The sequence below is a fragment of the Amycolatopsis nalaikhensis genome (assembly GCF_030264295.1).
Taxonomy (GTDB): Bacteria; Actinomycetota; Actinomycetes; order Mycobacteriales; family Pseudonocardiaceae; genus Amycolatopsis; species Amycolatopsis nalaikhensis.
On the sequence record NZ_CP127173.1, the window covers coordinates 1,935,752 to 1,961,793 of the forward strand.

Sequence of the window (26,042 nt, forward strand, 5' to 3'; positions counted from 1 at the left end):
GTCAGGCCAGGCCGAGCAGCGCGCCCATGCTGTTCAGGCTGACACCCGGGCTGCCGACGATGCCGGGCACGCCGCGGGTATCCCGCTCCTCGGCCAGCTCCTCCGCCGGGCGGTTCTTGTTCTCCGCGACGTCGGAGTCGGACGGCGCCACCGGCACTCCGCCGTACGGGGCGTTCTGCGCGCCGCGGACGTTGATCGGGCTGCCCTTCGGTTCGGCACAGTACGCGTTCTCGTCCGCGGGCCGCGGGGCCAGGTTGTTCCCGGTCCGGTACTGCGAGTACGGCAGGTACCCCTTGGTGCAGGACGGCGGGTTGAAGAGGTTCAGCACCAGGCCGAGGTGGGCGGTGCCGTCACCCGGGGCGACACTGCCCGCGGCGCCGGCCAGGGCCGGGTAGGTGACCAGGCCCTGCTCGATCCCGTCGAGCCGGGTCACGGTCAGGTTGGCCGTGGTGAGCAGGTTCGCCGTCAGCGCGCCGAGGCCCGGCCCCGACTCCTTCAGCACCTGGCTGACCTGCGCGGCCACCTGCGGCGTGATGCCGATCAGCTTGCGCAGGTCGCCGTCGGAGTTCTTCAGCGTGCCGGTGAGCTCGTTGAGGCTCTTGCTGAACGACGCGAAGTTCTCGGCCTGGTCGTTCTGCGTGTCCAGCACCTTGCCGCCCTGGTCGAGCAGCTGGATCGTCTGCGGCAGGTACTCCTGCGCGGTCGTGGTGAAGCTGCGCGCGGTGTCCAGCAGCTTCTGCAGGTCGCCGCCGGTGCCGCGGAACGCGTCGTAGGACTCGTCGACGACCGTGCGCAGCGAGTCGACCGGGACCGACGCGGCCAGCGAGTCGAGGTCGCCGATCAGCCGCTCGGTGCTGACCGGGGTGGTCGCCTTGCTCGCCGGGATGACCGAGCCGGACGCCAGGTACGGGCCCTGGTCGGCCTTGGGCCGCAGGTCGACGTACTGCTCGCCGACCGCCGAGCGGTTGGCGACGACGGCGTCGAGGTCCGCGGGCACCTGCGGCGCCGACGGGTCGATGTTGAGGTCCGCCTCCAGCCCGGTCGGGGTGAGCCGCAGCTCGCCGACCCGGCCGATGTTGTAGCCGCGGTAGGTGACCTCGGCGTTGGTGAAGATGCCGCCGGACTCGTTCAGCTCGAGCTTCACCGTGTAGCCGTCGTTGCCGAAGACGCTGCCGAGCCCGGCGAACCGGATCAGCGCGTACACGATCGCGACGACCGAAATGACCGCGAAGGCGATCAGCTGGATCCTCGTCTTGCGTACCAGCATCAGCCCGCACCTCCCGAGAGGAGCCCGAAGAGATTGCCGAGGCCCGGCTGGGCCTGTCCGGACTGCTGCCCGCTTTCGCCGGGGATCGGCAGCGGCGGGTTGCCGGACGCGCCCTCGGTCCCGCCGGTCAGCCCCGGCAGCGGCAGCTGCCCGGCGAGCGGGTTCTGCCGGCTGCGGCCCAGGTTTTCGACGACGGTCTTCAGGTTCAGGTCCACCTTCGCGAACAGGTTGAAGTAGTCGCCCTTGACGCCGTTGACGGCCTGGTCGCTGAACGGGAACGTCAGCAGGATCTCCAGCGCCTTCGGCAGGTCGTTGCCCGCCTCGCCGAGCTTCTGCAGCGTCGGCGTCAGCGCCTTGAGGTCGGCGACCAGGTCCTTCTGCGACTTGTTCACCGTGTCGGTGGCGACGCCGGAGAGGTTGTCCAGCGCCTGCAGCATCGTGACCAGCTGGCCGCGCTGCTGCTCCAGGACGCCGAGGCCGGGGCCGAGGTTGTCGACCGCGCCGGCCAGCTTGTCCTTCTGGTCGTTCAGGGTCGAGGACAGCCGGTTCAGCCCGTCGATGGCCCGGGTGATGTTCTGCGACTGCTTGTCGAGGTTCGTGACGAGTTCGTTCGCGTTGTCCAGCAGCGCCTTGATGTCCGGCTCGCGGCCGGACGTGGCGTTGTTGAGCTCCTTGGTGATGGTGTTGAGCTGGTCGACACCACCGCCGTTGAGCAGCAGCGACAGCGCGCCGAGCAGCTCTTCGACCTCGACGCTGCGGTTGGTCCTGGCCAGCGGGATCGTCGCGTTGTCGGCGAGCTTGCCCTGGGCCTGGTCGTCGCCGGGCGAGGCCAGCTCGACGTACTTCTCGCCGAGCAGGCTCGACTGCTTGATGTTGGCCAGCGCGTTGGCGGGCAGCTTGACGTCGCCGTTGACCTTCAGCGTGACGAGCGCGTGCCAGCCGTCCTTGGTGAGCCCGACGTTCTCGACGCGGCCGATCGGCACCTCGTTGACCTTCACCCCGGCCTGCGGGGTCAGGTCGAGCACGTCCCGGAACTCGACGTTCACCGTGTACGGGTGGTCGCCGAGGTCGGCGCCACCGGGCAGCGGCAGGTCGTAGATGCCGTTGAAGGCGCAGCCGGACAGTGTCAGCGCGGACACCGTGGCGAGTGCCCCGACGGTCAGTAGCTTTTTCACTGGCCACCTCCGTAAAGCTGGCCCGCGACGGGCAGCGGGAGCGGCGGCAGCTGGCCGGACTGCAGGGCCTGCACGGTCTGCGCCACGGACGGCAGCGGGATCGCCTTGTCGACCACGCCGGCGATGCCTTCGCAGGCGTTGCCGAGCACGTCGGGGATGTTGTTCGTGCCGGCCTGCTTGAGCAGCCGGCAGATCATCACCAGCGGCGGCTGGGTCAGCTCGTTGAGGTTCGGCCGGGCGTCGAGCGTGCCGGACGAGCCGTTGTAGGTGTTGACCAGGTTGCTCAGGCCGACCGGGGCGACGTCGAGGATCTCGGCGAGCGAGCTGCGCTGGTCGACGAGCACCTTCGTGATCCCGGCCAGCTTGTCCACATTGGACTTGAGCCGGTCGTGGTTGGCGTCGATGAACGCCTGCACCGACGTCAGCGTGGTGCCCAGCTGCTGCACCGTCGCGGCCAGGTTGTCCTTTTCGGACGCCAGGTAGCCGGAGACGTCGGCGAGCTGGCTCTCGAAGCTGCGGACCTGCTTGTCGGAGTCGGCCAGCGTCTGGGAGAACTTGCCGAGGTTCTGCACGGTGGAGAACAGGTCGTCCTTGTTGCCCGCCAGCGTGCCCGCGGCTTGGCCGAGCTTGGTGATCGTGTCGTGCAGGGCCTGGCCGTTGCCGTCGACGTTGGCCGCCGCGGTGTTCAGCAGGTTCGACAGCGACCCTTCCTTGTTGGCGCCGTTCGGGCCGAGGGTCTCGCTGACCTTGGCCAGGCTGGCCGCCAGCTGGTCGACCTCCAGCGGCACCTCGGTGCGGTCGAGGCCGATGACCGCGCCGTCGGAGATGCGCGGGCCGCCGGTGTAGGCCGGGGCGAGCTGGATGTAGCGGTCCGACACCAGCGACGGCGCCACGATGAGCGCTTTGGCGTCGGCCGGGACGGCGACCGAGCGGTCGTACTCGAACTCGACCTTCACCTGGTTGCCCATGGGCTGGATCTTGGTGACCGTGCCCATGTCGACGCCGAGCATCCGGACGCTGTTGCCCTCGTAGAGGCCGACGGCGCCGGCGAAGTAGGCGGTCAGGTGGTTGCGGCCGGCGTCCTTGAGCGTCCACCAGATCCCGCCGGCGACGACGAGCGCGAGGACGATCGCGATGGTGAAGCCCCGGGTGAGGGCCTGGCCGAAGCGGGTGTCACTCATTTCGTGTAGCACCCCTCTTCGTTGATCGGGCCCATCGAGGGCAGCAGCAGGCCGCAGATGTAGTTGTCGAACCAGCGCCCGTTGCCGATGGTGTTGGTGAAGACGCGGATGAACGGCGCGAACTTCTTGATGCCGTCGGCCAGGGAGTCCTGGTTGCGCTGCAGCATCGACGTGAGCTGGTCGAGCTGGGTCAGCACCGGGTCGAGCTGCTTGTCGTTGTCGTCGATCAGGCCCTGCAGCTGCGTCGCCAGCTCGCGGGAGCCGTTGAGCAGCGCCGTGATCGCGTCCTCGCGCTTGGACAGCTCGTCGAGCAGCTTGTTCCCGTCGGTCAGCAGCTTCTGCACCTCGGCGTCGCGGTCGACCAGCGTCTGCGACACCTCGCGGGTGTTGGCCAGCAGGTTCGACAGCCGCTCGTCGCGCGAGGCGATCGTGTCCGAGAGCTTCGACAGCCCCGACAGCGCGCCCTTCACGTCCTGCGGCGTGTTGGCGAAGGTCTGCGAGATCGTGTCGAAGCTCTGCGCGAGCTGCTTGGTGTCGATGTTGTCGACCGTCTGGGACAGCCCGCGGAACGCGTCGAGCACGTCGTAGGGGGCCATCGTGCGGTCGCGCGGGATCGCGGAGCCCGGGTTCAGGGCGCCCTCCCCCTGCGGGTCCAGCGACAGGTACTTCTGCCCGAGCAGCGTCTTGATCTTGATCGCGGCGCTCGTGCGGTCACCCAGCCAGGCGTCCTTGACCTTGAACGACACCTTCACCGACGCGCCGTCGAGCTCGATGTCGCTGACCTTGCCGACCTTGACGCCGGCGATCCGGACGTCGTTGTCCTTCTGCAGGCCGGACGCCTCGCTGAACTCGGCGCTGTAGGTGGTGCCGCCGCCGATCACCGGCAGGTCGTCGGAGTTGAGCGCGGCGATGAAGCCCAGCGCCAGCACGGCGATGCCGACCAGCGCGATCGGGACGGGGTTGCGCTTCTGGAAGGACTTCATCCCGTGCACCTCTCCCGGTTCGCGGGCAGCAGGGGCAGCGCGACGTCGTTGATCAGTGGCGGCAAGCTGACGCTCCCCGAGAACTCGCAGGCGTAGAAGTTGAACCAGGAGCCGTAGTCCGCGGTGCGGGTCAGCGTGCTCACCTTGGTCGGCAGGAACTGGATGAAGTGCTCGAGCTTCCGGCTCGTGCTGGTTGAGCCGCTCGGTGAGCGTGCCGAGCGCGCTGATGTCGTTCTTCAGCGGCTCCCGGACCTCGCCCAGCAGGCCGGACGTCGTCTCGGCCAGGTTGCCCAGGCTCTCGATGGCGTCGCCGATCGGCTTGCGGTCCGCGGCCAGCCCGGACACCAGCTGCTGCAGCTTCACGATCAGGTCGTTGAGCTGCGGGGTGTGCGCGTTGACCGTGTCGAGCACCGAGTTGAGGTTGTCGATGACCTCGCCGATCACCTTGTCCTTGTCGGCGATCGTGGTGGCCAGCGACGCGGTGTGCGACAGCAGGCTCTCCACGGTGCCGCCCTCGCCCTGCAGGACCTGGATGACCTCGTAGGACAGCTTGTTGACGTCGTCCGGGTTGAGCGCGGTGAACAGCGGCTTGAAGCCGTTGAACAGCTCGGTCAGGTCCAGCGCCGGCGTCGTCCGGTCCAGCGGGATGGTGCCGCCGGGCTCGAGCGTCTTGCCACCGCTGTTCTCCCCCTCGCCGAGGGAGACGTAGCGCTGGCCGACCAGGTTGCGGAACTTGATCTGCGCGGTCACCCCGGCCGGCAGCGCGCGGCCGGCGTCGACCTCGAACTCGACCTCGGCCTGGCGCTTGTCGACGATGTGCACGTCCTTGACCTGCCCGACCCGGACGCCGGCGATGCGGACGTCGTCGTTGGGCAGCAGCAGCGTCGCGTCGGTGAAGCGCGCCTTGTAGGCCTTGGTGCTGGTGGTGTTGATGTTGGCGATGCTGATCCCGAGGATCGTCGTGAACAGCACGGTGACGACCACGAAGATGCCGAGCTTGATCAGCGGCGCGAGCAGGCCCCTCACTTGACCGTCACCTCCGCGCCCCGGTACAGCGGGCCGACGAGCAGCGCGCTCCAGCTGGGGACGTCCGCCGAGTTCATGCCGAGCTGCGGGCCCAGCAGGTCGGCCAGGAAGCCCTGTTCCGCCGTCGAGTAGGCGAGGTCACCGCCACCGGAGCCGTTGCCGCCGGCCGCGTCGGCCTTGAACTTCGCCGGGTTGAGCCCCTCGCCGACCGTCTTCGGCGCGGCCTGGTGCAGCGTGCCGTCCTTGAACGGGCCGTCCGGCGGCTGCGACGGGAACGGGTCCGGCGGGTTCTCCATGTCGTAGCAGCGCGGGCCGCGCTTGTCCTCGAACCGCGGCTCTTCCTTGCCGGCCTGGTAGGGCCCGCGCGGCACGATGATCTCGATCGTCGCGTGCAGGCCGGGCTGGTTGGTGCCCTTGCCCAGCGCCTGGTCGATCAGCGGCACGTTCTTCGCCATCTGCCGGATCACGCAGGGGTACTCCGGGGCGTACTTCGCCAGCAGCTCGGCCGTCGGCCGGGCGGTGTCGGCGAGGGAGATGATGTTGTCCTTGTTGTTCTGCAGGAACGTCTGCAGGTCCACCGAGGCCTGGGTCAGGCTGCCGTAGAGGTTGGCCAGGTTCTGCCGCTCGTCGACCACGGTCCGGGTCGTCGTACTCAGGTTGTCGAGGCTCTGCACCAGGTCCGGTGCGGCGTCCTTGAGGTGGTCGGAGAACTCCGCGAGCGCCTTGAGGTTGTGCTGCAGCTCCGGCTCGTGCGGGTTCAGCTCGCCGATGTAGGTGCCCAGCTGCGCCAGCGTGTCGCCGAGCTGGTCGCCGCGGCCCGAGAGCGCGGTGGAGATCGCGGTGAGCGTCGCCGACAGCTTCTGCGGCTGCACCGCCTGCAGCACCGGCATCAGGTGGGCGAAGGCCTGTTCCAGCTCGACCGCGCTGGACGTGCGGTCCTGCGGGATGACGTCGCCGCTGGCCAGGGTCTTCGACGACGGGTCCTTCGGGATCTCCAGTGAGACGAACCGCTCGCCGAAGAGCGTCTTCGGCAGGAACCGCGCCGAGACGTTCGCCGGGATCAGCTTCGCCGACTCCGGCTTCAGGGCGAGCGTCAGCTCGGCGCCGTCCGCGGTGGCCGTGATGTCCTGCACCGAGCCGACGATCAGCCCGCGCACCTTCACGTCGGACTGCTTGATCAGCTGGTTGCCGATCTTGTCGGCCTCCAGCTTCACCGTGACGACCGGCGTGAACGCCTTGTCGTAGAGCGCGATGGACAGCGCCACCCCGCCGACCATCACGGCGATGAGCAGCAGGCCGAGCAGCCTGCGTCGGAGCACCCTCATCCCGCGATCCTTACCGTGACGTCGGTTCCCCAGATGGCGAACCCGATGAAGAAGTTCATGATCGACACCGTGACGATGGACAGGCGCACGGCCTTGCCGACCGCGACGCCGACGCCGGCCGGGCCGCCGGTCGCGCGGTAACCGAAGTAGCAGTGCGACAGGATGATCAAGACGCTGAACAGCAGCACCTTGATGAACGAATACAGCACGTCCTGCGGAGGTAAGAACAGGTCGAAGTAGTGGTCGTAGGTACCGGCCGACTGGTTGTAGATGTAGATGACGACCAGTCGGGACGCGAGGTACGAGCTGAGCAGGCCGATGATGTAGAGCGGGATGACCGCGACGAACCCGGCGATGATCCGCGTCGTCACCAGGTACGGCAGGCTCGGCACGCCCATGACCTCGAGCGCGTCGATCTCCTCGGAGATCCGCATGGCGCCCAGCTGGGCGGTGAACCCGGCGCCGACCGTCGCGGACAGCGCGAGCCCGGCGACCAGCGGCGCGATCTCGCGGGTGTTGAAGAACGCCGTCAGGAAGCCCGTGAAGGCCGACGTCCCGATCGAGTTCAGCGCCGAATAGCCCTGCAGGCCGACCAGGACACCGGTGAACAGCGTCAGGCCGACCATCACGCCGACCGTGCCGCCGATGACCGCGAGCGAACCGGACCCGAAGCTCACCTCGGCGAGCAGCCGGAGGACCTCTTTGGTGTAGCGGCGCAGCGTCCGCGGCGTCCACAGCAGCGCCCGGCCGTAGAACGACATCTGGTCACCGAGGGTGTCCAGCGTCTGCAGAGGACGGTTGGCGACGCGCTTGGCGCCCTGGAGGAACGTCATGGCGCTAGTCCAGCTTTCCGGGCACGATCTGCAGGTAGATCAGGGTGATCACGAAGTTCACGACGAACAGCAGCAGGAACGTGATGACCACCGACTGGTTCACCGCGTCCCCGACGCCCTTCGGGCCGCCGGAGGGGTTCAGGCCCCGGTAGGACGCGACGACGGCGGCGATGAACCCGAAGATCAGCGCCTTGATCTCACCGACCCACAGGTCGGGAAGCTGCGCGAGGGCCGAGAAGCTCGCCAGGTACGCACCCGGCGTCCCGCCCTGGAGCACGACGTTGAAGAAGTAGCCGCCGAGCACGCCGATGACGCTGACCATGCCGTTGAGCAGGAGCGCGACCAGCATCATCGCGAGGGTGCGCGGCACGATCAGCCGCTGCACCGCGGAGACGCCGAGCACCTCCATCGCGGCGATCTCTTCGCGGATGGTCCGCGCGCCGATGTCGGCGCAGACGGCCGAGCCGCCCGCGCCCGCCACCAGCAGCGCGGTGACCAGCGGGCTGGCCTGCTGCACGGTGGCGAGCACGGAGCCCGCGCCGGTGTAGGACTGCGCACCCAGCTGGCGGGCGAGCGAACCGAACTGCAGCGAGATGACCGCGCCGAACGGGATGGCCACCAGGGCCGTCGGCAGGATGGTCACGCTCGCGATGAACCACGACTGCTGGATGAACTCCCGCAGCTGGAACGGGCGCTGGAAGATGCCACGAACGATGTCGAGGCCGAGGGCGAACAGGTTCCCGGTTTCGCGGAGCATGCCGATCCCGGGGATCTTCGCCTGTGAAGCGGGAGAGCGCACCGGCCACCTGGCCCGTTGTTCGGTGGCAAGCGGTGCGTGCCGGGTCTCGGCGGCTGGCCGCCGGGGATCCGCGCGACCTGGTCGGCGGGCAGCTGGCCGTGGTGCTGGTTCGGGACGCCGTCACGCGCGCCGGCCGGCACCTGCTGTTGCTGCTGGGCCTGGGCGACGCGCCGCGGGTGGACGCCGTAGTGGCGCTGCTCCTCGGGCGACAGCGAGGCGATGATGCTCTCCTGCGCGGCGGGCGGCAGCCGGTGCATGATCTCCATGACCCGGTCCTTGCGGCGGACCGCGCCCATCCGGGTCGGCACGCCCGGCGTCGGCTGCATCTGCGGCGGCACGCCGGAGACGTCCTCGACCCCGCCCGCGTGGTGGCCGGCGTCGAACATCGCCTGCTCCGCGGCCATCTGGGCGCTGTCCTTCTCCTCGGACATGCCGATCGGGCCCTGCATCTTGCCGTTGAGGAACTGCTTGACGACCGGCTCCTCGCTGGTCAGCAGCACCTCGCGCGGGCCGAACATGACCAGTTCCTTGCGGAAGAGCATGCCCAGGTTGTCCGGGACCGTGCGGGCCAGGTTGATGTTGTGGGTGACGATCAGGAACGTCGCGTCGATCTGCGCGTTGACGTCCAGGAACAGCTGCGAGATGTAGGTGGTGCGAACCGGGTCGAGACCGGAGTCCGGCTCGTCGACCAGGATGATCTCCGGGTCGAGCACCAGTGCGCGGGCGAGGCCGGCGCGCTTGCGCATACCGCCGGAGATCTCGCCGGGGAGCTTCTTGTCGGCGCCGTTCAGACCGGTCATGTCGAGCTTTTCGAGGACGATCCGGCGGATTTCCGTCTCGGACTTCTTCGTGTGCTCGCGCAGCGGGAAGGCGACGTTGTCGTAAAGGTTCATCGACCCGAACAGCGCGCCGTCCTGGAAGAGGACGCCGAACAGCTTCCGGATCTCGTAGAGCTTGTGCTCGGAGCAGGTGACGATGTCGACCCCGTTGATCACGCAGCGGCCGCGGTCGGGCTTGAGCAGCCCGATCATCGACTTGAGGAACACGGACTTGCCGGTTCCGGACGGTCCGAGCATCGCCGACACTTCGCCCGGGGGCAGCGTCAGCGTGACGTCCCGCCAGATGGCCTGCTTACCGAAGGACTTGGTCAGACCTTCGATGACCACCTCGGCACCCATCGCACCTCCAGGAGCTGTTCCGCGTCATTGCGCCCGCTGCCACACCCAGGCCACCCCACGCCGGCGGCGGGTGCGGGCCTGTGGCGCCCAAGAACCCGCGTCAACCAGGTGCAACGAGCTGAGTGCGAACAGGTTACTCACCAGTTTTCTTTTCTGGCCAGCCCTGGTTCCTTCGTCACCCCGCCGTGATCGGCAACGGGAGGCACGGTAGTCCATTCGGGGCATCGACGCAGATCTCCGGAACCCCGATCCCACGATTTAGGGACCCGGGGCCAATCGGACACCGGTCCTAGGGGATCAGCGTCAAAGCGGCGACGACCAGCAGGAACAGGACCGGTGCGACGACGGCGGCCGCGGAGAGCGTCAGCAGGGGCTTGCGGGCGGACAGTTCCTGGGCGAGCAGTTCGAGGTGCTCCTGCCTCATGCGACGACCTCCGTAGCCGGTTACTCCTTCCGGAGTCGCCGCGGCGGGCCGTCGTGCAACACGAAAGGGGCGGGCATCCGGGTGGATGCCCGCCCCTTTACGAGGTGGTGCACAGGCGCTTACGCGCCCGGGATCACTTGATGGTGATCTTGGCGCCGGCGGCCTCGAGCTTCTCCTTGGCGGCGTCGGCGGCCTCCTTGTCGACCTTCTCCAGGAGGGCCTTGGGAGCGGCCTCGACCAGCTCCTTGGCCTCCTTCAGGCCCAGACCGGAGACGACCTCGCGGACGACCTTGATGACCTGGATCTTCTTGTCACCGGCGGACTCGAGGACGACGTCGAACTCGTCCTGCTCCTCGGCGGCGGCCGGGGCGGCACCCGCGGGGCCGGCAGCGGCGGCGACGGCGACCGGCGCGGCGGCGGTGACGTCGAAGGTCTCCTCGAACTCCTTCACGAACTCGGACAGCTCGAGGAGGGTCAGCTCCTTGAAGGCGTCGATCAGCTCGGCGGTGCTCAGCTTCGCCATGATGGCTTCCTCTCAGAAAAACGAACTAGACGTTCGGGGTGGGGGTGGTTCAGCTCTCGGCGGGTGCTTCGGCTGCTTCGGTACCGGCGGCGTTGCGCTGCTTCTCCTCCAGCGCGGCAGCCAGGCGGGCGACCTGGGACGCCGGCGCCTGGAACAGCGCGGCGGCCTGGGACAGCTTCGCCTTGAACGCGCCCGCCGCCTTGGCGAGCAGGACCTCACGGCTGTCGAGATCGGCGATCCGGTTGATCTCGTCCACGGACAGCGCTTTGCCGTCCATGTAGCCGCCCTTGATCACAAGCGCGTTGTTGTCCTTCGCGAAGTCGCGAAGCGCCTTGGCGGCGTCGACCGCTTCACCCTCGACGAAGGCGATGGCGGTGGCACCGACGAACAGGTCCTCGAGCCCGGTGACGCCAGCGTCCTCGGCGGCACGCTTGACGAGGGTGTTCTTCGCGACCCGGTACTTGGCACTGGTGCCGAGAGCGCGGCGCAGCTGGGACAGCTGGGACACGGAGAGGCCGGTGTACTGGGTAACGACGGTGGCCGAGCTGTTGCGGAAGCTCTCCGCGATCTCGGCGACGGCCGCCACCTTGTCGGGCTTCGCCATGGTCGCCTCCTCTCTTGGCTAGTGTTTCCACTGGCTTCGAAGGAGCCCCCGAAACGACGAAACGCCCTCGCGCAAGCGGCGCGGGGCGTTGATGGGCACGTGTGGGTGCCCTGCCTCGTTCCTCCTGCGCGGGCCGCCCGGCGTGATGCGGGACCTTCGTTCCCCGTTGAGGCGGGGAAAACCAGCGGTCTTCGGTAGAACCGTGCTGAACTATACCGGGTGGTCCGGCGGGGCTTCTCCCGGGGGCCGCCCTGACCTGCGTTTAGGGCGGCTGGGGGTTCCTTCGCGCGGCCCGGAGGGCATCATGGTCACGTGGCGGAGCAGCGCGATGACGGAAAGCCGGGCTCGGACATCGAACCGGCGGGCTCGAACACGCCCGCCCCGCAGCCGCCGGTCGACCCGGCGGAGCTGGAGCAGTTCAGGCAGTTCCAGCAGTTCCAGGACTACCTGAGGTTCACCCAGTCCCAGCAGGGCAACCAACCGGCCCCGCCGCCGAACGCGGGCATGGTCCAGGCACCGCCGGTCCAGCCGGTGGCCCAGCAGGGCGGCCAGCCGCCGGTGATCCCACCGGGCTACCAGCTCGTCCCGGCCGAACGCGGCCGACGGGGACTGCCCCGGTGGGCGAAGTGGCTGGGCAGGAAGGTCATCGCCTGGGTGCTGGCGATCGTCATCCTCGGCGTGGCGGGGACGTGGCTGTACAACCACTTCTTCCCGAGCGACAAGGGGGAAGACACGTCGACCTTCGTGGAGCACGGCGGGGGCAAGTACCACACGAACCAGACGTTGCCGACCGACCCGTTCCAGGCCGTGCGCGCGATCTACGACTCGATCGGCAAACCCGACGCGGAGAAGAGCAAGATCGACCGCGTCTGCCTGTCGATGAGCGAGCAAGCTCAGGCCCAATTCGCGCGGGACCTCGGGTACGCCGACTGCGCCACGGCCGTGCCAGCCCTGTCCGCCCAGGTCAAAGACATGAACACCTACATCTACGCGGTGCACAACATCTCCGGCATGCCGTACGGCGACACCGTGACGATCCATTCGTGCTGGTTCGACATCCAGGGCGGCCCTCGGTTGGGGAGCTTCGCCCTGACGAAGGTGGAGATGGGTCAGTGGTTGATCACCGGCCACACCCCCGAGCCGACGGCCTGCCCACCCCAGCCGACGACGCGCTGATCCGTCAGCGCGGGTGGGGTGCGCTGAGGAAAGCGACCAGCGCCTCCGAGAATGCCGGTGACATCACCGCCGTCATGTGGTCGCCCGGGATCCGCACCAACCGCGCCCCCGCGATCGCCGCCGCCAGCCTCTCCGGCTCCGCCGCCAGCAGGTCCTGGTCTCCCGCCAGCACCAGCGTCGGCACCCCGATCGCCGACAGCTCCAGGTGACCCTCGCGCGACGCCAACGCCACCGCCGCCAAGGCCTGACGATCACCACCGACCGCGTCGGCCAGCAGACGGAACGGCACCCCTGACGGCGGCACCGTCGAAGGATCCTCAGCCAACAGCGCCGAAGCGATGTCCGCGGGCTTCACCACCCGCAGGTCGACCCCGCCGAAGTCGACGATCCCCGAGCCGACCCCGCCGGTAGCCAGGCAGCGGATCCGCTTGTCCACCGCTGTCGCGGCCAGGGCGATGATCGCTCCCATCGAGTAGCCCACCAACGACACCTCGTCCAGCCGCAGCTCGTCGAGCAGGGCTGAGATGTCTCGGGCCATGTTGTCCTCGGTGTAGCGGGACTCGTCGTGCGGCTTCTCGGACCTTCCGTGGCCGCGCGCGTCCAACGAGATCACCGTGAAGCCGGCCGACCGCAGGGCCGCCACCACGCCCGTCGAGATCCAGTTCGCGTTCGTGTCCGCCGCGAAGCCGTGCTGCAGCAGCACCGGGCGGTGGGCGCCGTCGCCCTCCCACACCGTGTAGTTCAACCGGAGCCCGTCGAACGACGCGAAAGTCGGCATGCTGTCCATGAGACACGAAGAAAGGGCGCCCCCGCAGCAAGCGGGGACGCCCTTTCTGGTGATCTCAGACTCAGACCGCCGCGTCTTCGGCGAGGAGGTTGCGGGTCCGCAGCGGGTCGACCGGGATGCCCGGGCCCATCGTCGTGGTGAAGGTGACCTTCTTCAGGTAGCGGCCCTTCGCCGACGACGGCTTGGCGCGGAGGATCTCGTCCAGCGCGGCCGCGTAGTTCTCGACCAGCTTCTCCGTGTCGAAGGAAGCCTTGCCGATCACCAGGTGCAGGTTGGCCTGCTTGTCCACGCGGAAGTTGATCTTGCCGCCCTTGATGTCCTTCACGGCCTTCTCGACCGCGGGGGTCACCGTGCCGGTCTTCGGGTTCGGCATCAGGCCACGCGGGCCGAGGATGCGGGCGATGCGGCCCACCTTGGCCATCTGGTCCGGCGTCGCGATCGCGGCGTCGAAGTCGAGCCAGCCACCCTGGATGCGCTCGATCAGTTCGTCGGTGCCGACCGCGTCCGCGCCGGCGGCCTCGGCCTCGGCGGCCTTGTCGCCGACGGCGAAGACGATGACGCGGGCGGTCTTACCGGTGCCGTGCGGCAGGTTCACGGTGCCGCGGACCATCTGGTCGGCCTTGCGGGGGTCCACACCGAGACGCATCGCGACCTCGACGGTCGCGTCCATCTTGGTCTTGGACGTCTCCTTCGCCAGCTTCGCGGCCTCGAGCGGCGCGTACAGGCGCGCCTTGTCGATGAGCTCCGCAGCCTGGCGGTAAGCCTTGCTGTGCTTGGGCATTCTTCTGTCCTAACTACTTCTGTGGATCAGTGTGGTGACGAGCCGCCCGGGCTCTCCCACGTGGTGCTTCGAAAACGTCAGTCGACGACCGTGATGCCCATCGAGCGAGCAGTACCGGCGATGATCTTCGCGGCCTGGTCGATGTCGTGCGCGTTGAGGTCGGTCTCCTTGGTCTTGGCGATCTCGCGGACCTGGTCCCAGGTGACCTTGGCGACCTTGGTCTTGTGCGGCTCGCCGGAGCCCTTCTCCACGCCCGCGGCCTTCAGCAGCAGCTTGGCGGCCGGCGGCGTCTTCAGCTTGAAGTCGAACGACCGGTCTTCGTACACGGAGATCTCGACCGGGACGACGTCCCCGCGCTGCGACTCGGTCGCGGCGTTGTAGGCCTTGCAGAACTCCATGATGTTGACGCCGTGCTGACCCAGCGCCGGGCCGACCGGCGGCGCGGGGTTGGCCGCACCCGCCTTGATCTGCAGCTTGATGATCGCCGCAAGCTTCTTCTTCTTGGGTGGCATTTCTTTTCCTGTCCTGTACTACGTTCCCCGCGTACCTGCCGTGGACGCGGGAACTGCGGCCGGGGAGGCCGGCCGTCAGATCTTGGAGACCTGGTTGAACGACAGCTCGACCGGGGTCTCCCGGCCGAAGATCGACACCAGGACCTTCAGCTTCTGCCCGTCGACGTTGACCTCGGAGATCGTCGCCGGCAGCGTCGCGAACGGGCCGTCCATGACCGTGACCGACTCGCCGACCTCGAAGTCGACCTCGACGGCCGGGCCGCCGAGCGGCGCCGAGGCGGCGGCTTCGCCCTTGCTGGCCTTGGCCGGGGCTTCGCTCTCGACCTTCGGGGCGAGGAACTTGAGCACCTCGTCCACGGTCAGCGGCGACGGCCGCGAGGTGGCGCCGACGAACCCGGTGACGCCCGGCGTGTTGCGCACCGCGCTCCACGAGGCGTCGTTCAGGTCCATCCGGACCAGGATGTAGCCGGGCAGCACCTTGCGCTGCACCTGCTTGCGCTGGCCGTTCTTGATCTCGGTGACCTCTTCGGTCGGGACCTCGATCTGGAAGATGTAGTCCTCGACGTCCAGGGTCTGGGTCCGGGTCTCGAGGTTGGTCTTCACCTTGTTCTCGTAACCCGCGTACGAGTGCACGACGTACCACTCGCCGGGCGCGGCGAGCAGCTCGGCGCGCAGCGCCGCGACCGGGTCGTCGTCCGCCGCGGCGGGCTCCGCCGCGGCGGAGGCGGCCTCTTCGGTGCTTTCGTCGTCAGCGGAAGCGGCTTCGTCGACCTCGTCGGGCACCTCGACGGGCTCCAGGTGCTCGGACTCCTCGTCACCGAGTGCCGAGTGCACCTGCTCGTCGGAAAGCTCGGTCAGGTCGTGACCGGCTGTTGTGCCGTTGTCGGAGGTCACGTTCCGTCCTCTCAGTTGATCATTGCCGGGGCCAGGCCGGGACCTGAGCCCCTCATCGGCGCGCGCCGGGGGCGCGTCAGCCGAAGATGTGGCCGATGCCCCACTTGAACAGGAGATCCAGGCCACTCACCAAAGCCACCATGAACACCACGAAGACCAGCACGACCGCGGTGTAGGTGACCATCTGCTTCCGGTTGGGCCAGATGACCTTGCGCAGCTCCGCCCAGACCTCGCGGATGAAACGCACCAGCCGCGCGAACACGGAGGCCTTCTTCGGCTTCTGGTCCCGCTTCGGGGTCGGGGCGCCCTTCGCGTCGGGGGCGGTCTTCTCCCCCGACTTCCCGGCCGGGCGGGTCTTGTCGTCCGCACGTGCCGCGGACTTCCCCGCCGGACGAGCGGTCGCACGGCGCTCACGCCGGGCAGCGGCTGTGACGGGACGGGACGGGCTCTCGGGCTTCTGCCCGGCGCCGTCCTGCTCCTGCTCGCCGCCGCTGGCGTCGCTGTCGCTCACGACCACTCCTCCGCTCCACCAGTTCCGTTACGCAGGGGTGACAGGACTTGAACCTGCAACCTGCGGTTTTGGAGACCGCTGCTCTGCCAATTGAGCTACACCCCTGTGGAGCCCCGATCTCTCGGAGCCCCGGAGGACGCATTCCATCATCCCCACCATCCAGGCGGGGATGACCGTAGTGCGTTCCAAGTCCCGAAGTCTACGGCAAGCCTCGCGAGAGCTCGCAACCGCGCCCCCCGATCGGCCACCGCACCCCGGCCTGCCTGCGGAAAACTCCCCGCCGACCTCCTGATCATGCCAGGATGTCCGCCATGACGCCCACCCCGGAGTCCCGCTCACCGGTGCGCGGGACCCGGCTCGGGCTGGCGCTCCCCCAGTACGGTCCCCTCGCCGACCCCGCCGCCGTCGCGCGCTTCGCGACGGCAGCGGAAGACCTCGGCTACGAGTCGCTCTGGGTCGGCGACCGGGTCCTGACGCCGCTGGCGCCGTCGGACCTCTACCCGGGCGGCGGGACGCCGGAGCACCCGTACCCCAAGGAGTTCGAGACCTTCGCGGACCCGTTCACGACGCTCGCGACCGCCGCCGCCGTGACGCGCACGGCCCGCCTGGGGATGAGCGCCCTGACCGGCCCGGTCTATTCCCCGGTCCTGCTCGCACGGGCGCTGACCTCGCTCGACCTCGCCAGCGGCGGCCGTCTCGACGTCGGGCTGGGGCTGGGCTGGCTGCGCGAGGAGTACGTCGCGACCGGCGTCCCCTGGGCCGGCCGGGGCAAGCGGCTCGACGCGGTGCTCGACGCGCTCGAGGAGATCTGGACCGGCGATCCGGTGGCACACGAAGGCCCGCAGTGGCGGATCGCTCCCTCGACGGTCGGCCTCCGCCCGGCGCAGACCCCGAGGCCGCCGGTGTTGCTGGGCGGGTTCTCGCCGCCGGCGCTGGCCCGGATCGGGCGGCGGGCCGACGGCTGGCTCGCGGGCTGGATGCCGAAGGAGTACCTGACCGGTCTGTGGTCGGTCGCGCTCGAGACGGCCGAGCGGGCCGGGCGCGACTCCGGCGCGTTGCGGCGGGTGCTGCGGATCAACCCGCGCGCGGGTACGGCCGTGGAGACCGTCCACGACGTGCCGCCGTGCCTGGACGTGGCTCGTGAGCTGGGCATTTCCGAGGTCCTCGTCGACCTGCACTACGTCGCGAAGGACGTCGATCACGCGCTCGAGCTGGCCGGGCGGCTGGTCACGGAGAGCTGACCCGGGGACCGCGCCCGCGGCCCCCGGGCTCCGGATCAGCTCTCGCCGTCGGCGAGGGCAGCGAGCGCCTGCGCCTTCACGGCGTACTTCCACTTCGCCAGGTCGCGGATGGTCTTGATCTTCAGTTCCGCGAGCAGTTCGTCGTGCTTCGGCGTGAGCCCCTCCAGCGCGGACGGCGGGGCGTCGAGCAGCTCCTTGATCGTCTTGTCCTCGTAAGCCTTGTCGACGAGCTTGTTCAGGTTCAGGCCCACGGCGCTTCCTGCCTTTCTCGAGACGACTCCGGACGGGCCCACCCTCGCCGTGATCCCGGCCTCCCGCAACCGTCGTTCCCTCGGCCGGGGTCACCCACCCAAAACCCAATTAGTTCTAGTACAGTTAGAACTATGTTGGTGCGGATCGACCCGGGCTCGACCGTCCCGCTCTTCGAGCAGGTGGCGGCTTCGATCCGCCGCGCGCTCGCGGCGGGCAGCCCGGCGCGCGGGGAACAGCTGCCGCCGGCCCGGGAGCTGGCGGCGTCGCTCGAGATCAACGTCCACACCGTCCTGCGGGCCTACGCCCTGCTGCGCGACGAAGGCCTCATCGACCTGCGGCGACGTCGTGGTGCCGTCGTGCTCGGCGGGGCTCCGTCGCGGGCGCGGCTCACCGAGCTGGTCGCCGACCTCGTCGACGAGGCCAAGCGCGCGGGGGTCGGCCTGGACGAGCTCACCGGGGTGATCAAGGAGAAGTACTCATGACCAAGCTCATCCGCGTCCTGGCCGCGACCGCCGTGCTGCCGGGGGCCGCCCTCGCCGTCGCCGCGCTCCTCGCGAACACCTGGGCGGACCGCCTGCCCGACCCGCTCGCCACGCACTGGAACGGCGACGCCAACGGCTCGACGGCGCTCGGCGTCTTCGTCTCCGTCTGCCTGGCCCTCGGCGCGGCCGTGATCGCGCTCCTCGCGACGACGGCGCTGACCGCCCTGCGCCGCGGGCGGCCGCTGCCGCGCGTGACAATCGGGATCGGTGCCGGGTTCGCCGCGATGCCGTCCGCCGTGCTGCTTTCGGTGCTCGTGGCGAACCTCGACGTCCCGGACTGGCACGCGGCGCGCGGCGGCGCCGTCATCGTGCTCTTCCTGCTGGGTGCGGCCGTCCTCGGCGCCGCGGCGGCGTTCCTCGGCGGCCTGCCGTCCCCGGTCCCGGAAACCCGCGGCGACCGGCCGAGCGTCGGGCTCCGGCCCGGGCAGCGCGCGTTCTGGTCGGGCCGGGCGGAGAACCCGGCGATGCTCTGGGCGCTGCTGCTGGTCCCCCTCGCGATCGCGTTGCAGCCCGCCGGGCTCCCGTGGCCGACGGTCATCTGGTTCGCGCTGGTCGGCGTGGTCGTCACGGCTCTGACGTACCGCCTCAAGGCCACCGTCGACGCCAAGGGCGTGACGATCCGCTTCGGCCTCTTCGGCTTCCCGTGGCGGCACCTCCCGCTGAGCCGCATCCGCGAGGCGACCACGCGCGAGCTGGCGACCTTCCGCGACGGCGGCCTCGGCCTGCGCTTCAACCCGGTGACCGGCACGACCGCGTACAAGGTGCGCGGCGGGCCCGCGCTGGCGCTGGCACTGGAGAGCGGCCGGACGGTGCTGGTGAGCGTCGACGACCCGGAAACCGCCGCGGGCCTGGTCAACGACCTGCTCGCGCGGCACGTCACCCGGATTGACTAGGTCGGCGGCGCCCGCCCTTCGGTAGAAACGGAAGGTGTGGCGAAGAAGAGCGGCGGGGCCGGCTGCGTCGTCGTCGTGCTCGTGCTCGGGCTCTTGGCCTTCGGGTACTACAAGTGGCAGCACGGCTCGTCGTCGGCGCCGCCGGACGGCGCGGACACCGGCGGCGGCACCGGCCGCTACGTCGCCCTCGGCGACTCGTACACGTCGTCGCCGCGCACCGGGAAGCAGGCCGGGACCCCGGCCGGGTGTGAGCGCTCGGACGACAACTACCCGCACCTCGTCTCGGCGCGGCTGAGGCCCGCGGAGTTCGCCGACGTCAGCTGCGGCGGCGCGACCACCGGGCACCTCACCGCCGCGCAGAAGACCGGGAACGGCACGAACCCGCCCCAGCTCAACGCGGTGACCGAGCAGACGACGCTGGTGACGCTCGGCATCGGCGGCAACGACGTCGGCTTCCTCTCGCTGGCGTCGTCCTGCGCGTCCAGCCAGCCCGCCGCTTCGCCGTGCAAGGACCGGCTGACGGCGAACGGACGCGACCAGCTCGCCGAGCGGATCGACGCCACCGCACCGAAAGTCGGCGACGTCCTGGAACGCATCCACGCGAAGGCGCCGAAGGCGAAGATCATCGTCGTCGGCTACCCGACGGTGCTGCCCGACGGCGACGGCTGCTGGCCCACCCTGCCGTTCGGGGCCGGCGACATCGCCTACTTCCGCGACGCGCTGGGCAAGCTGAACAAGATGCTCGAAGACCAGGCCGAGGCCCACCGCGCCGGGTACGCCGACACCGCGACGCCCGGCAAGGGCCACGACGTCTGCGCGGCGTCGGGGGAACGCTGGGTGGAGGGCCTGCTGCCGTCGTCGCCCGCCGCCCCGCTGCACCCCAACGCGCGCGGCGAGCGGGGCATGGCGGACGCCGTCCTGGCCCTGCTGAAGCTCCCTTAGACCCGGACGAGCGCCTGCGGCTTGCCTAGCACGGTCTTGCCGTCGAACTTGGCGACCAGGTCGATGCGCGCGGTGCCGTCGTCGTTGACCGCGCCGACCTTGCCGCTGAACTCCACCAGCGCGCCCTCCGGCGTGTTCGGCACGACCACGGGCCGGGTGAAGCGGGCGCTCAGGTCGACGAGGCGGCCGGGGTCGCCGAGCCAGTCGGTGACGAGCCGCCCGGCAAGCGCCATGGTGAGCATGCCGTGGGCGATGACGTCGGGGAGGCCGACGTCCTTCGCGAACGCCTCGTTCCAGTGGATGGGGTTGAAGTCCAGCGACGCCCCGGCGTAGCGGACGAGCTGGTCACGCGTCACCCGGACCTCGATGGTGGGCAGTTCGTCGCCGACGTTCACGCGCCCTCCCCCCGGACCACGAGCTGCGCCCGCGTGGTCGCGATGTGCGCGCCGTCGCCGTCGGCGATCTCCGCGCGCAGGTTGATGAAGTCGTTGCCCGCCCGGGCCATGATCTTGTCGATGTGCGTGGTGAGCAGCAGCTTGTCGCCGACGTGCACCGGGCGGCTGTAGCTGAACTGCTGGTCGCCGTGGACCATCCGCGAGTAGTCGAGCCCGAGCTTCCGGGTCGGTGACGATCGCGTTGATGGCGGCGAGGTTGACGATCGTGATGAACGTCGGCGGCGCGATGACGTCCGGGTGCCCGGCGGCTTTCGCGGCCTCGGGGTCGCGGTAGACCGGGTTGTCGTCGCCGATCGCGTCGGCGAACTCCCGGATCTTCTCCCGGCTCACTTCGTAGCTGGTCTGCGGCGGGTACACCCGCCCGGTGAACGACTCGTCCAAGGGCACCCGCAGAGGCTATCAACAGCGAAGCCCCGCCCCGGAGGTCCGGGGCGGGGCTTCGAAAGCTGGGGTGAACGCGCTACGTCAGCGGGTTTCCTTGTGCGTCCGGTGCGTACCGCAGTTCGGGCAGAACTTCTTCATCTCCAGGCGATCCGGGTTGTTGCGCCGGTTCTTCTTGGTGATGTAGTTGCGGTGCTTGCACTCTTCGCACGCCAGCGTGATCTTGGGTCGCACGTCGGTGGCAGCCACAGCGTTTCCTTCTCTCTCAGGTCCCGGGGGCCAGCCCCGTCGTTACCGCGTAGCGGTGGCCGGACTTGAACCGGCGACACAGCGATTATGAGCCGCTTGCTCTGCCAACTGAGCTACACCGCCCTTACATGACCCAAGCCGCGACACGCAGGCGTGACGCGGCTGAGGTCGAGAGCCCCTTTACGGAATCGAACCGTAGACCTTCTCCTTACCATGGAGACGCTCTGCCGACTGAGCTAAAGGGGCCTGGCCTCTCGCGAGGACTGGGAAAGATTAGCAAGGCCTGTCACCCGCCCGTGCAACCGGGGTCCCGTAAGAGCAAAACCTCAGGTCAGCAGGGTCAAGACGGTCTCGGAGTGCCGTCCCGGGGAGCGCGCCGTGCGGGCCTGCAGCCACGCCTCCAGGCGGTCCTCGGGCAGCGGCCGCGAGATCAGGTAGCCCTGGGCGACGTCACAGCCCATCGCCTCGAGCTGGTCGCGCGCGACGTCTTCCTCGACGCCCTCGGCCACGACCGTCAGCCCGAGCGAGTGGCCCAGCTCGACGATCGACCGGACCACCGCGAGGTCGCCGAGGTCGGTGCCCATGCCGAGGACGAAGCTCTTGTCGATCTTGACCTGGTCGACCGGCAGCTGCCGCAGGTAGGCCAGCGACGAGTAGCCCGTGCCGAAGTCGTCGACCGCGAGCACGATGCCCAGCGAGTGCAGCTCGCGCAGGATCGGCAGCGCCTTCTGCGGGTCGGACATCACGCCGGACTCGGTCAGCTCGAACGTCAGCAGCTCCGGCGGGATGCCGAAGCGCTCCAGCTCGCGCGCCACCTTGTTCGGGAAGTCCTCGTCGGCCAGGTTGCGCACCGACAGGTTGACCGCCACCGAGATCCGCAGGCCCTCGTCGAGCCACTTGCGGCAGCGCTTGAGCGCTTCGCCGAGCACGAACGACGTCAGGACGCCGATCAGGCCGGCCGCCTCGATGGCCGGGACGAACTCGTCCGGGCCGAGGCGCCCGAACTCCGGGTGCACCCAGCGGACCAGCGCCTCGACGCCCTGCACCTGGCGGTTCGGCAGGGTGATCTTCGGCTGGTAGTGGACGCTGACCTGGCCGTCCTCCAGCGACTGCCGGAACTGCGTGACCATCTGGAAGCGGCGCAGGAAGATCTGGCCCATGCTCGGCACGTAGCCGCGGACCTCTTCGCCGCCCTTGGTCGCGCGCACGGCGACGTCCGCGCGCTGCAGCAGGCCTTCGATGTCGACGACGTCGCCGGGTTCGTCCGCGGACGTCGTCGCGTAGCCGATCATCGCGTTCGCCTCGACCGAGAGCCGGTCCACCGGGTACGGCGCGGAAAGCTCCTCGCGCAGCCGTTCCGCGGCGTGGTGGGCGTCCTCGGGCGGGCAGCCGACGAGCAGCGCCGCGAAGGACGCGCCTTCGAGCCGGGCGAGCGGGACGTCGGGGCCGAGCGCGTCGCGGATGCGGCGGCCGGCGGCGATCACCATCCGGTCGGCCCACGCGTAGCCGAGCGCGTCGCTGACCGTCGAGAAGACGTCGAGGTCGATCCGCAGCACCACGGCGTTCGGGAAGTCCCGCAACGGTTCCTTCGCCACCTGCCGGAAGCCCGGCCGGTTGAGGTGCCCGGTGAGCGGGTCGTGGTAGGCGTCGTGGCGCAGGGTCGCGAGCAGCCGCCGGTTGTCCAGCGACGTCGCGAGGTGGCTGGCCATCGTGCCGAGCAGCTGGACGTCGTACTTGCCGAACCCGCGCCAGCGCGAGAGCCGGTCGTGCGCCTCGACGACGCCGAGCAGCTGGTTCGCGCTGCGCAGCGGCACGACGAGCGCCTCCTGCGCGCCGCGGTCGAGCAGCGCCGCGCGGACGTCGGGGTTGGCCTCGGTGATCCGGAAGTGCCGGACGTGTGCGCCGGGCAGGCGCAGCAGCGGGTCGTCGGCGGTGGGGTCGGCGGGCGGCAGGTCCTCGCCCGCGACGACGACCCGCATGGTGTCCTTCGGTTCCAGCCGCAGCCTCAGCACGACCCGGCCCGCGGCGAGCTGGTCCTTGATGCGCTCGGCGATCGTGGCCCACTCGCGGACGTCGACGCCGCCGACGAGCTCGTCCGCACGGCTGGCCGGGCGCGCCGCGGCCTGCTGGCCCGACCGCGCGACCATCAGGCTGACGTCCGAGAGGGCCTCCATGTCCCGCTGCTCGCGCAGCAGGTCGGAGTAGGCCCAGTAGAGGGCGGTCAGGCCGAGGAACACGGCGAGCACCAGCGGCCACGCCTTGGGCGTGTTCGAAATGACGAGGTAGCCGGACAGGCCGACCGAAGCGTTGACGAACCCGACGACCAGGATCCGCGCGGTGAGCCGGACGGCGGTGCTGACCCGCATCCGGCGCCGCAGCACGCGGACCGCGGCCAGCGCGAGCAGCGTGCTCACCAGCGGCGCGGTCAGGGTGCCCGCCAGCGCGGCGACCCACGGGATCTTGTCGCCGACCCCGGCGCCGACGGCGTACTTGACCAGCCCGGCGACCGCGAAGGCGCCGGTGATCTCGAGCAGGAACGCGCCCGCGTTGTAGAGGACGCGTCCGGCGACCTTCCGCGCGAGCAGCGTGCCGATACCGGCGACCAGGTGCGCGGCCAGCACGACCTCGAACGGCGCGATGAAGAACCCGATGACGAGCGGGATCTCGGTGAAGGAGATGGTCCACGAGATGCCGCTGCGGACGTCGACGTTGATGCCGAGCTGCTCGGCGAGCAGGAACGCGATCGCGAGCACCGGCCCGATCCACAGCAGCCTGCTGTCCCAGTGGAACGGCAGCCACGAGCCGACCGCGAAGGCGGCGACGAGGCCGAGGCTCAGAACGGCGAAGGTGTACGCGCGGAACCGGCGTTCGTCGGTGCGGGCCTCGGCGGACGCGGCGGGCTGGGGAGGTGTCCCGGAAGCGGCTCGCGGCCCGGGCTGCGCCTGCGCGACGGCGTCGCCGTGGGCGTTGGTGTCCGGCATCCGACCTTCCCTCCCGGCTTGTCCACCGGTGCTGATCCGTGACTTCGGGTGTGGACAAGGGCCATACCGTACCCCGTAGGGCGTACCCGTGTCCCTTTCGAGACAGTAGGAGATCACCCCAGGGTTAACAATGCCTCGAACGCGCTGACCTGCGTGGACCAAGGGGTGAAACATCGGGTGGCCGAACCTATGGCGGTCCGCCGCACACGGAGGCGCGGATAGCGCTTCAATGTGCGCATGCACAGCGACGTGATAGCCACCGAACACGCGGCCCGGCTCGCGGCGGTGGATTCCCTGCTCCCCGGTTCAGCTCCCTTCGAGGCGGCCGAAAACGCCGTGGTGCTGGAGGTGGCGACGGGTGACTCCGCCGCGTCCGCCCTCGCCTCGCGCATCCAGGTCGACCAGGGCGCTCCGAACGCGCCGTGGCGCGCGCTGACCGAGCACCGGCTCGACCTCCAGCTGGCCGGGCCCCAGCCGGCGGCCGCCCTCGACGCCCTCCTCACCCGATGGGATGAACATCTGCGCGCGGTCGCCGAGCGCGGCGACACCGAGACCGCGGCGATCGTGCCGCGGGCGAGCCGGGACGCGGCCGGCGCGCGCGAAATGCTGCACCACGGCTTCGCGCCGCTGCGCGTGATCGCGGTGCGGCCCGCCGAGCGGCTGATCCCGGCCGGCCCGCGGGGCACCCCCGGCGTCAAGATCCGCCGCGCCGAGCCCGGCGACCTCGAAACCGCCGTCGCGCTGGGCCTGGAGCTGCACTCCTACGACGCCCAGTACGGCACGGTCAACCTGCGCAAGGGCGTCGAAGACATCATGGCCAAGGACCTGGCCGAGCAGCTGAACCGGCCGGAGCCGCCGTTGTGGATCGCCGAGCTGTACGGCCGTCCGCTCGGCATGGTGAACGTCCAGCACCCCGGCGAGACCGGCTGGATCAGCGACCGCGTGGCGGCCGAGCGGGTCGGCTACCTCTCGTCCCTGGCCGTCGCGGCGGCGGCGCGCTCGTCCGGTGTCGGCACGGCGCTGGCCGCGCACGCCCACCACGTGCTGGACGAAGACGGCGCCGACGTCGTCCTCCTGCACCACGCCGCGGCGAACCCGCTGTCGACGCCGTTCTGGTACGCCCAGGGCTACCGCCCGCTGTGGACGTACTGGCAGCGTCGCCCGGCCGTCCGCTGAACGACTGGCGGATTACCGCGGGTGCGCTGTCCTTATAGGCTGACCTCGCCAGAGCGAGGGGAGCCGGGAAGTGACCGATCAGCGGGATTCCGCGCCGCGCGCGCCCGAGGGCGTCGACACCGAAAAGCCGTCCGCCGCCCGGATCTACGACTGGTACCTGGGCGGCACCCAGAACTGGGCCGTGGACCGCGAGTTCGGCAGGCGCATGGAACAGCAGTGGCCGCTGGTGCGGCCCGGCTCGAAGCAGAACCGCGAGTTTATGAACCGCGCGGTCCGGGCGGCGCTGCGGGCGGGCATCCGGCAGTTCATCGACCTCGGCTCCGGCGTCCCGACGGCGGGCAACGTGCACGAGGTCGTCGAGGCCGAGCTCCCGGACGACCACGACGCGACGGTCGTGTACGTCGACTACGAGCCGGTGGCGGTCGCCCACGCGACGCTGATCCTCGAAGAGGGCGCGGCGACGGACTGGGCGGGCATCGTCCAGGCGGACATGCGCGACGCGAAGGCCGTGCTGCGCGCGGAAGAGACGAAGCGGCTCATCGACTTCTCGAAGCCGGTCTGCCTGATGATGATGGCGGTGCTGCACTTCGTCGGCCCGGACGACGACCCCGAGGGCCTGCTGCAGACGTACCGGGACGCGCTCGCGCCGGGGAGCTGGCTGGCGATCTCCCAGATGAGCGAAGGCGACGGCGACGGCGAGGCGCTCGAGGGGCTGCGCTGGTTCGTCGAGCAGTACCGGAAGACGAGCAACCCGGTGTGGCTGCGCGACCGCGAGGAGATCCTGCCGCTGTTCGGCGACTGGAACCTGCTCGAACCGGGCATCGTGCACCTGCCCGACTGGCGGCCCGACCGGAAGCTGAACGCGCTGGAAGCCGAGGCCCGGCCGTTCGCCTGGTGCGGCATCGCGGAGAAACCCGGCCGCTGACCTGCGGTTTTCCCGATCGCTGTGGG

Annotated in this window: 26 protein-coding genes, 3 tRNA genes and 3 pseudogenes; 7 read left to right on the forward strand and 25 right to left on the reverse strand. The window is 69.8% G+C overall.

The window, feature by feature from the left end; genetic code table 11:
- Position 1: 1 nt before the first annotated feature.
- The 12 genes and pseudogenes from QP939_RS09315 to rplJ form a co-directional block, all read right to left on the reverse strand.
- On the reverse strand, positions 2–1,267 hold the full coding sequence (locus QP939_RS09315) for an MCE family protein (protein WP_285456223.1): 1,266 nt from the start codon (positions 1,265–1,267) through the stop codon (positions 2–4).
- Positions 1,267–2,442: an MCE family protein gene (locus QP939_RS09320; RefSeq protein ID WP_285456224.1), complete on the reverse strand. Its 1,176-nt coding sequence runs from the start codon at positions 2,440–2,442 to the stop codon at positions 1,267–1,269. The genes QP939_RS09315 and QP939_RS09320 overlap by 1 nt, the downstream gene beginning before the upstream one ends.
- On the reverse strand, positions 2,439–3,623 hold the full coding sequence (locus QP939_RS09325; RefSeq protein ID WP_285456225.1) for an MCE family protein: 1,185 nt from the start codon (positions 3,621–3,623) through the stop codon (positions 2,439–2,441). The genes QP939_RS09320 and QP939_RS09325 overlap by 4 nt, the downstream gene beginning before the upstream one ends.
- Entirely contained in the window at positions 3,620–4,606 is a 987-nt protein-coding gene (locus QP939_RS09330; RefSeq protein WP_285456226.1) for an MCE family protein, read from the reverse strand. The genes QP939_RS09325 and QP939_RS09330 overlap by 4 nt, the downstream gene beginning before the upstream one ends.
- Positions 4,603–5,632: pseudogene (locus QP939_RS09335) on the reverse strand (MCE family protein). The gene QP939_RS09330 and the pseudogene QP939_RS09335 overlap by 4 nt, the downstream one beginning before the upstream one ends.
- Positions 5,629–6,957: an MCE family protein gene (locus tag QP939_RS09340; protein WP_285456227.1), complete on the reverse strand. Its 1,329-nt coding sequence runs from the start codon at positions 6,955–6,957 to the stop codon at positions 5,629–5,631. Before QP939_RS09340 ends, QP939_RS09335 begins: the two are co-directional and overlap by 4 nt.
- Complete coding sequence (locus QP939_RS09345) at positions 6,954–7,790, reverse strand: MlaE family ABC transporter permease (RefSeq protein ID WP_003060266.1); 837 nt, start codon at positions 7,788–7,790, stop codon at positions 6,954–6,956. The genes QP939_RS09340 and QP939_RS09345 overlap by 4 nt, the downstream gene beginning before the upstream one ends.
- Before the next feature lie 4 nt (positions 7,791–7,794).
- A complete protein-coding gene (locus QP939_RS09350; RefSeq protein WP_285456228.1) occupies positions 7,795–8,547 on the reverse strand; it encodes an MlaE family ABC transporter permease in 753 nt (250 codons plus the stop codon).
- A gap of 44 nt (positions 8,548–8,591) precedes the next feature.
- Positions 8,592–9,767, reverse strand: a pseudogene (locus tag QP939_RS09355) (ABC transporter ATP-binding protein); the annotation flags it as partial.
- Between the two features lie 289 nt (positions 9,768–10,056).
- Positions 10,057–10,191: a hypothetical protein gene (locus QP939_RS09360; RefSeq protein ID WP_285456230.1), complete on the reverse strand. Its 135-nt coding sequence runs from the start codon at positions 10,189–10,191 to the stop codon at positions 10,057–10,059.
- A gap of 133 nt (positions 10,192–10,324) precedes the next feature.
- Positions 10,325–10,714, reverse strand: a complete 390-nt coding sequence (gene rplL, locus QP939_RS09365; RefSeq protein WP_285456231.1) for a 50S ribosomal protein L7/L12 — start codon at positions 10,712–10,714, stop codon at positions 10,325–10,327.
- Positions 10,715–10,763: 49 nt separating this feature from the next.
- Positions 10,764–11,318 carry a 50S ribosomal protein L10 gene (gene rplJ / locus QP939_RS09370; protein WP_125310035.1) on the reverse strand — a complete coding sequence of 185 codons (555 nt, stop codon included), beginning with the start codon at positions 11,316–11,318 and terminating at the stop codon, positions 10,764–10,766.
- 312 nt (positions 11,319–11,630) lie between these two features.
- Between rplJ and QP939_RS09375 the strand changes: the two genes are divergently transcribed.
- Complete coding sequence (locus QP939_RS09375) at positions 11,631–12,494, forward strand: hypothetical protein (RefSeq protein ID WP_285456232.1); 864 nt, start codon at positions 11,631–11,633, stop codon at positions 12,492–12,494.
- 4 nt (positions 12,495–12,498) lie between these two features.
- Here QP939_RS09375 and QP939_RS09380 read toward each other — a convergent pair whose 3' ends face one another.
- The 6 genes from QP939_RS09380 to QP939_RS09405 form a co-directional block, all read right to left on the reverse strand.
- The gene (locus tag QP939_RS09380) at positions 12,499–13,272 is read right to left on the reverse strand and encodes an alpha/beta fold hydrolase (RefSeq protein WP_285456233.1); all 774 of its coding nucleotides are present in this window, start codon (positions 13,270–13,272) and stop codon (positions 12,499–12,501) included.
- A gap of 70 nt (positions 13,273–13,342) precedes the next feature.
- Positions 13,343–14,062, reverse strand: a complete 720-nt coding sequence (gene rplA / locus QP939_RS09385; RefSeq protein ID WP_285456234.1) for a 50S ribosomal protein L1 — start codon at positions 14,060–14,062, stop codon at positions 13,343–13,345.
- 77 nt (positions 14,063–14,139) lie between these two features.
- A complete protein-coding gene (gene rplK, locus QP939_RS09390) occupies positions 14,140–14,574 on the reverse strand; it encodes a 50S ribosomal protein L11 (RefSeq protein ID WP_013222525.1) in 435 nt (144 codons plus the stop codon).
- A 75-nt stretch (positions 14,575–14,649) separates the two neighbouring features.
- Complete coding sequence (gene nusG / locus QP939_RS09395; protein ID WP_285456235.1) at positions 14,650–15,468, reverse strand: transcription termination/antitermination protein NusG; 819 nt, start codon at positions 15,466–15,468, stop codon at positions 14,650–14,652.
- 76 nt (positions 15,469–15,544) lie between these two features.
- Positions 15,545–15,985: a preprotein translocase subunit SecE gene (secE, locus tag QP939_RS09400; RefSeq protein ID WP_176173332.1), complete on the reverse strand. Its 441-nt coding sequence runs from the start codon at positions 15,983–15,985 to the stop codon at positions 15,545–15,547.
- Between the two features lie 26 nt (positions 15,986–16,011).
- Positions 16,012–16,084, reverse strand: a tRNA-Trp gene (locus QP939_RS09405).
- Positions 16,085–16,290: 206 nt separating this feature from the next.
- Between QP939_RS09405 and QP939_RS09410 the strand changes: the two genes are divergently transcribed.
- Positions 16,291–17,220: a TIGR03619 family F420-dependent LLM class oxidoreductase gene (locus tag QP939_RS09410; protein ID WP_285456236.1), complete on the forward strand. Its 930-nt coding sequence runs from the start codon at positions 16,291–16,293 to the stop codon at positions 17,218–17,220.
- A 35-nt stretch (positions 17,221–17,255) separates the two neighbouring features.
- Here the strand turns inward: QP939_RS09410 and QP939_RS09415 are convergent, their stop codons facing one another.
- Positions 17,256–17,471: a hypothetical protein gene (locus QP939_RS09415; protein WP_285456237.1), complete on the reverse strand. Its 216-nt coding sequence runs from the start codon at positions 17,469–17,471 to the stop codon at positions 17,256–17,258.
- A gap of 132 nt (positions 17,472–17,603) precedes the next feature.
- Here QP939_RS09415 and QP939_RS09420 point away from each other — a divergent pair, with 132 nt between their 5' ends.
- From QP939_RS09420 to QP939_RS09430, 3 genes are read left to right on the forward strand one after another with little or no spacing between them, the layout of a single operon-like run.
- On the forward strand, positions 17,604–17,954 hold the full coding sequence (locus tag QP939_RS09420) for a GntR family transcriptional regulator (RefSeq protein ID WP_285456238.1): 351 nt from the start codon (positions 17,604–17,606) through the stop codon (positions 17,952–17,954).
- Positions 17,951–18,907 carry a hypothetical protein gene (locus QP939_RS09425; protein WP_285456239.1) on the forward strand — a complete coding sequence of 319 codons (957 nt, stop codon included), beginning with the start codon at positions 17,951–17,953 and terminating at the stop codon, positions 18,905–18,907. The genes QP939_RS09420 and QP939_RS09425 overlap by 4 nt, the downstream gene beginning before the upstream one ends.
- Positions 18,908–18,943: 36 nt before the next feature.
- On the forward strand, positions 18,944–19,849 hold the full coding sequence (locus QP939_RS09430; RefSeq protein WP_285456240.1) for an SGNH/GDSL hydrolase family protein: 906 nt from the start codon (positions 18,944–18,946) through the stop codon (positions 19,847–19,849).
- Here the strand turns inward: QP939_RS09430 and QP939_RS09435 are convergent.
- From QP939_RS09435 to QP939_RS09460, 6 genes and pseudogenes are all read right to left on the reverse strand, one after another.
- Positions 19,846–20,244, reverse strand: coding sequence for a MaoC family dehydratase (locus tag QP939_RS09435; RefSeq protein ID WP_285456241.1), 399 nt, complete (start codon positions 20,242–20,244; stop codon positions 19,846–19,848). The genes QP939_RS09430 and QP939_RS09435 overlap by 4 nt on opposite strands.
- Positions 20,241–20,691: pseudogene (locus QP939_RS09440) on the reverse strand (MaoC family dehydratase N-terminal domain-containing protein). The gene QP939_RS09435 and the pseudogene QP939_RS09440 overlap by 4 nt, the downstream one beginning before the upstream one ends.
- A 78-nt stretch (positions 20,692–20,769) precedes the next feature.
- Positions 20,770–20,934: a 50S ribosomal protein L33 gene (gene rpmG, locus QP939_RS09445; protein ID WP_005152047.1), complete on the reverse strand. Its 165-nt coding sequence runs from the start codon at positions 20,932–20,934 to the stop codon at positions 20,770–20,772.
- A gap of 50 nt (positions 20,935–20,984) precedes the next feature.
- A tRNA-Met gene (locus QP939_RS09450) sits at positions 20,985–21,057 on the reverse strand.
- A gap of 50 nt (positions 21,058–21,107) precedes the next feature.
- A tRNA-Thr gene (locus tag QP939_RS09455) sits at positions 21,108–21,180 on the reverse strand.
- Between the two features lie 80 nt (positions 21,181–21,260).
- Positions 21,261–23,915, reverse strand: coding sequence for a putative bifunctional diguanylate cyclase/phosphodiesterase (locus QP939_RS09460; RefSeq protein ID WP_285456242.1), 2,655 nt, complete (start codon positions 23,913–23,915; stop codon positions 21,261–21,263).
- Between the two features lie 237 nt (positions 23,916–24,152).
- On the opposite strand from QP939_RS09460, the gene QP939_RS09465 reads away from it, so the two are divergent.
- Both QP939_RS09465 and QP939_RS09470 read left to right on the forward strand, forming a co-directional pair.
- The gene (locus QP939_RS09465) at positions 24,153–25,091 is read left to right on the forward strand and encodes a GNAT family N-acetyltransferase (RefSeq protein WP_285456244.1); all 939 of its coding nucleotides are present in this window, start codon (positions 24,153–24,155) and stop codon (positions 25,089–25,091) included.
- A gap of 70 nt (positions 25,092–25,161) precedes the next feature.
- Positions 25,162–26,016: an SAM-dependent methyltransferase gene (locus QP939_RS09470; RefSeq protein WP_285456245.1), complete on the forward strand. Its 855-nt coding sequence runs from the start codon at positions 25,162–25,164 to the stop codon at positions 26,014–26,016.
- Positions 26,017–26,042 lie beyond the last annotated feature (26 nt).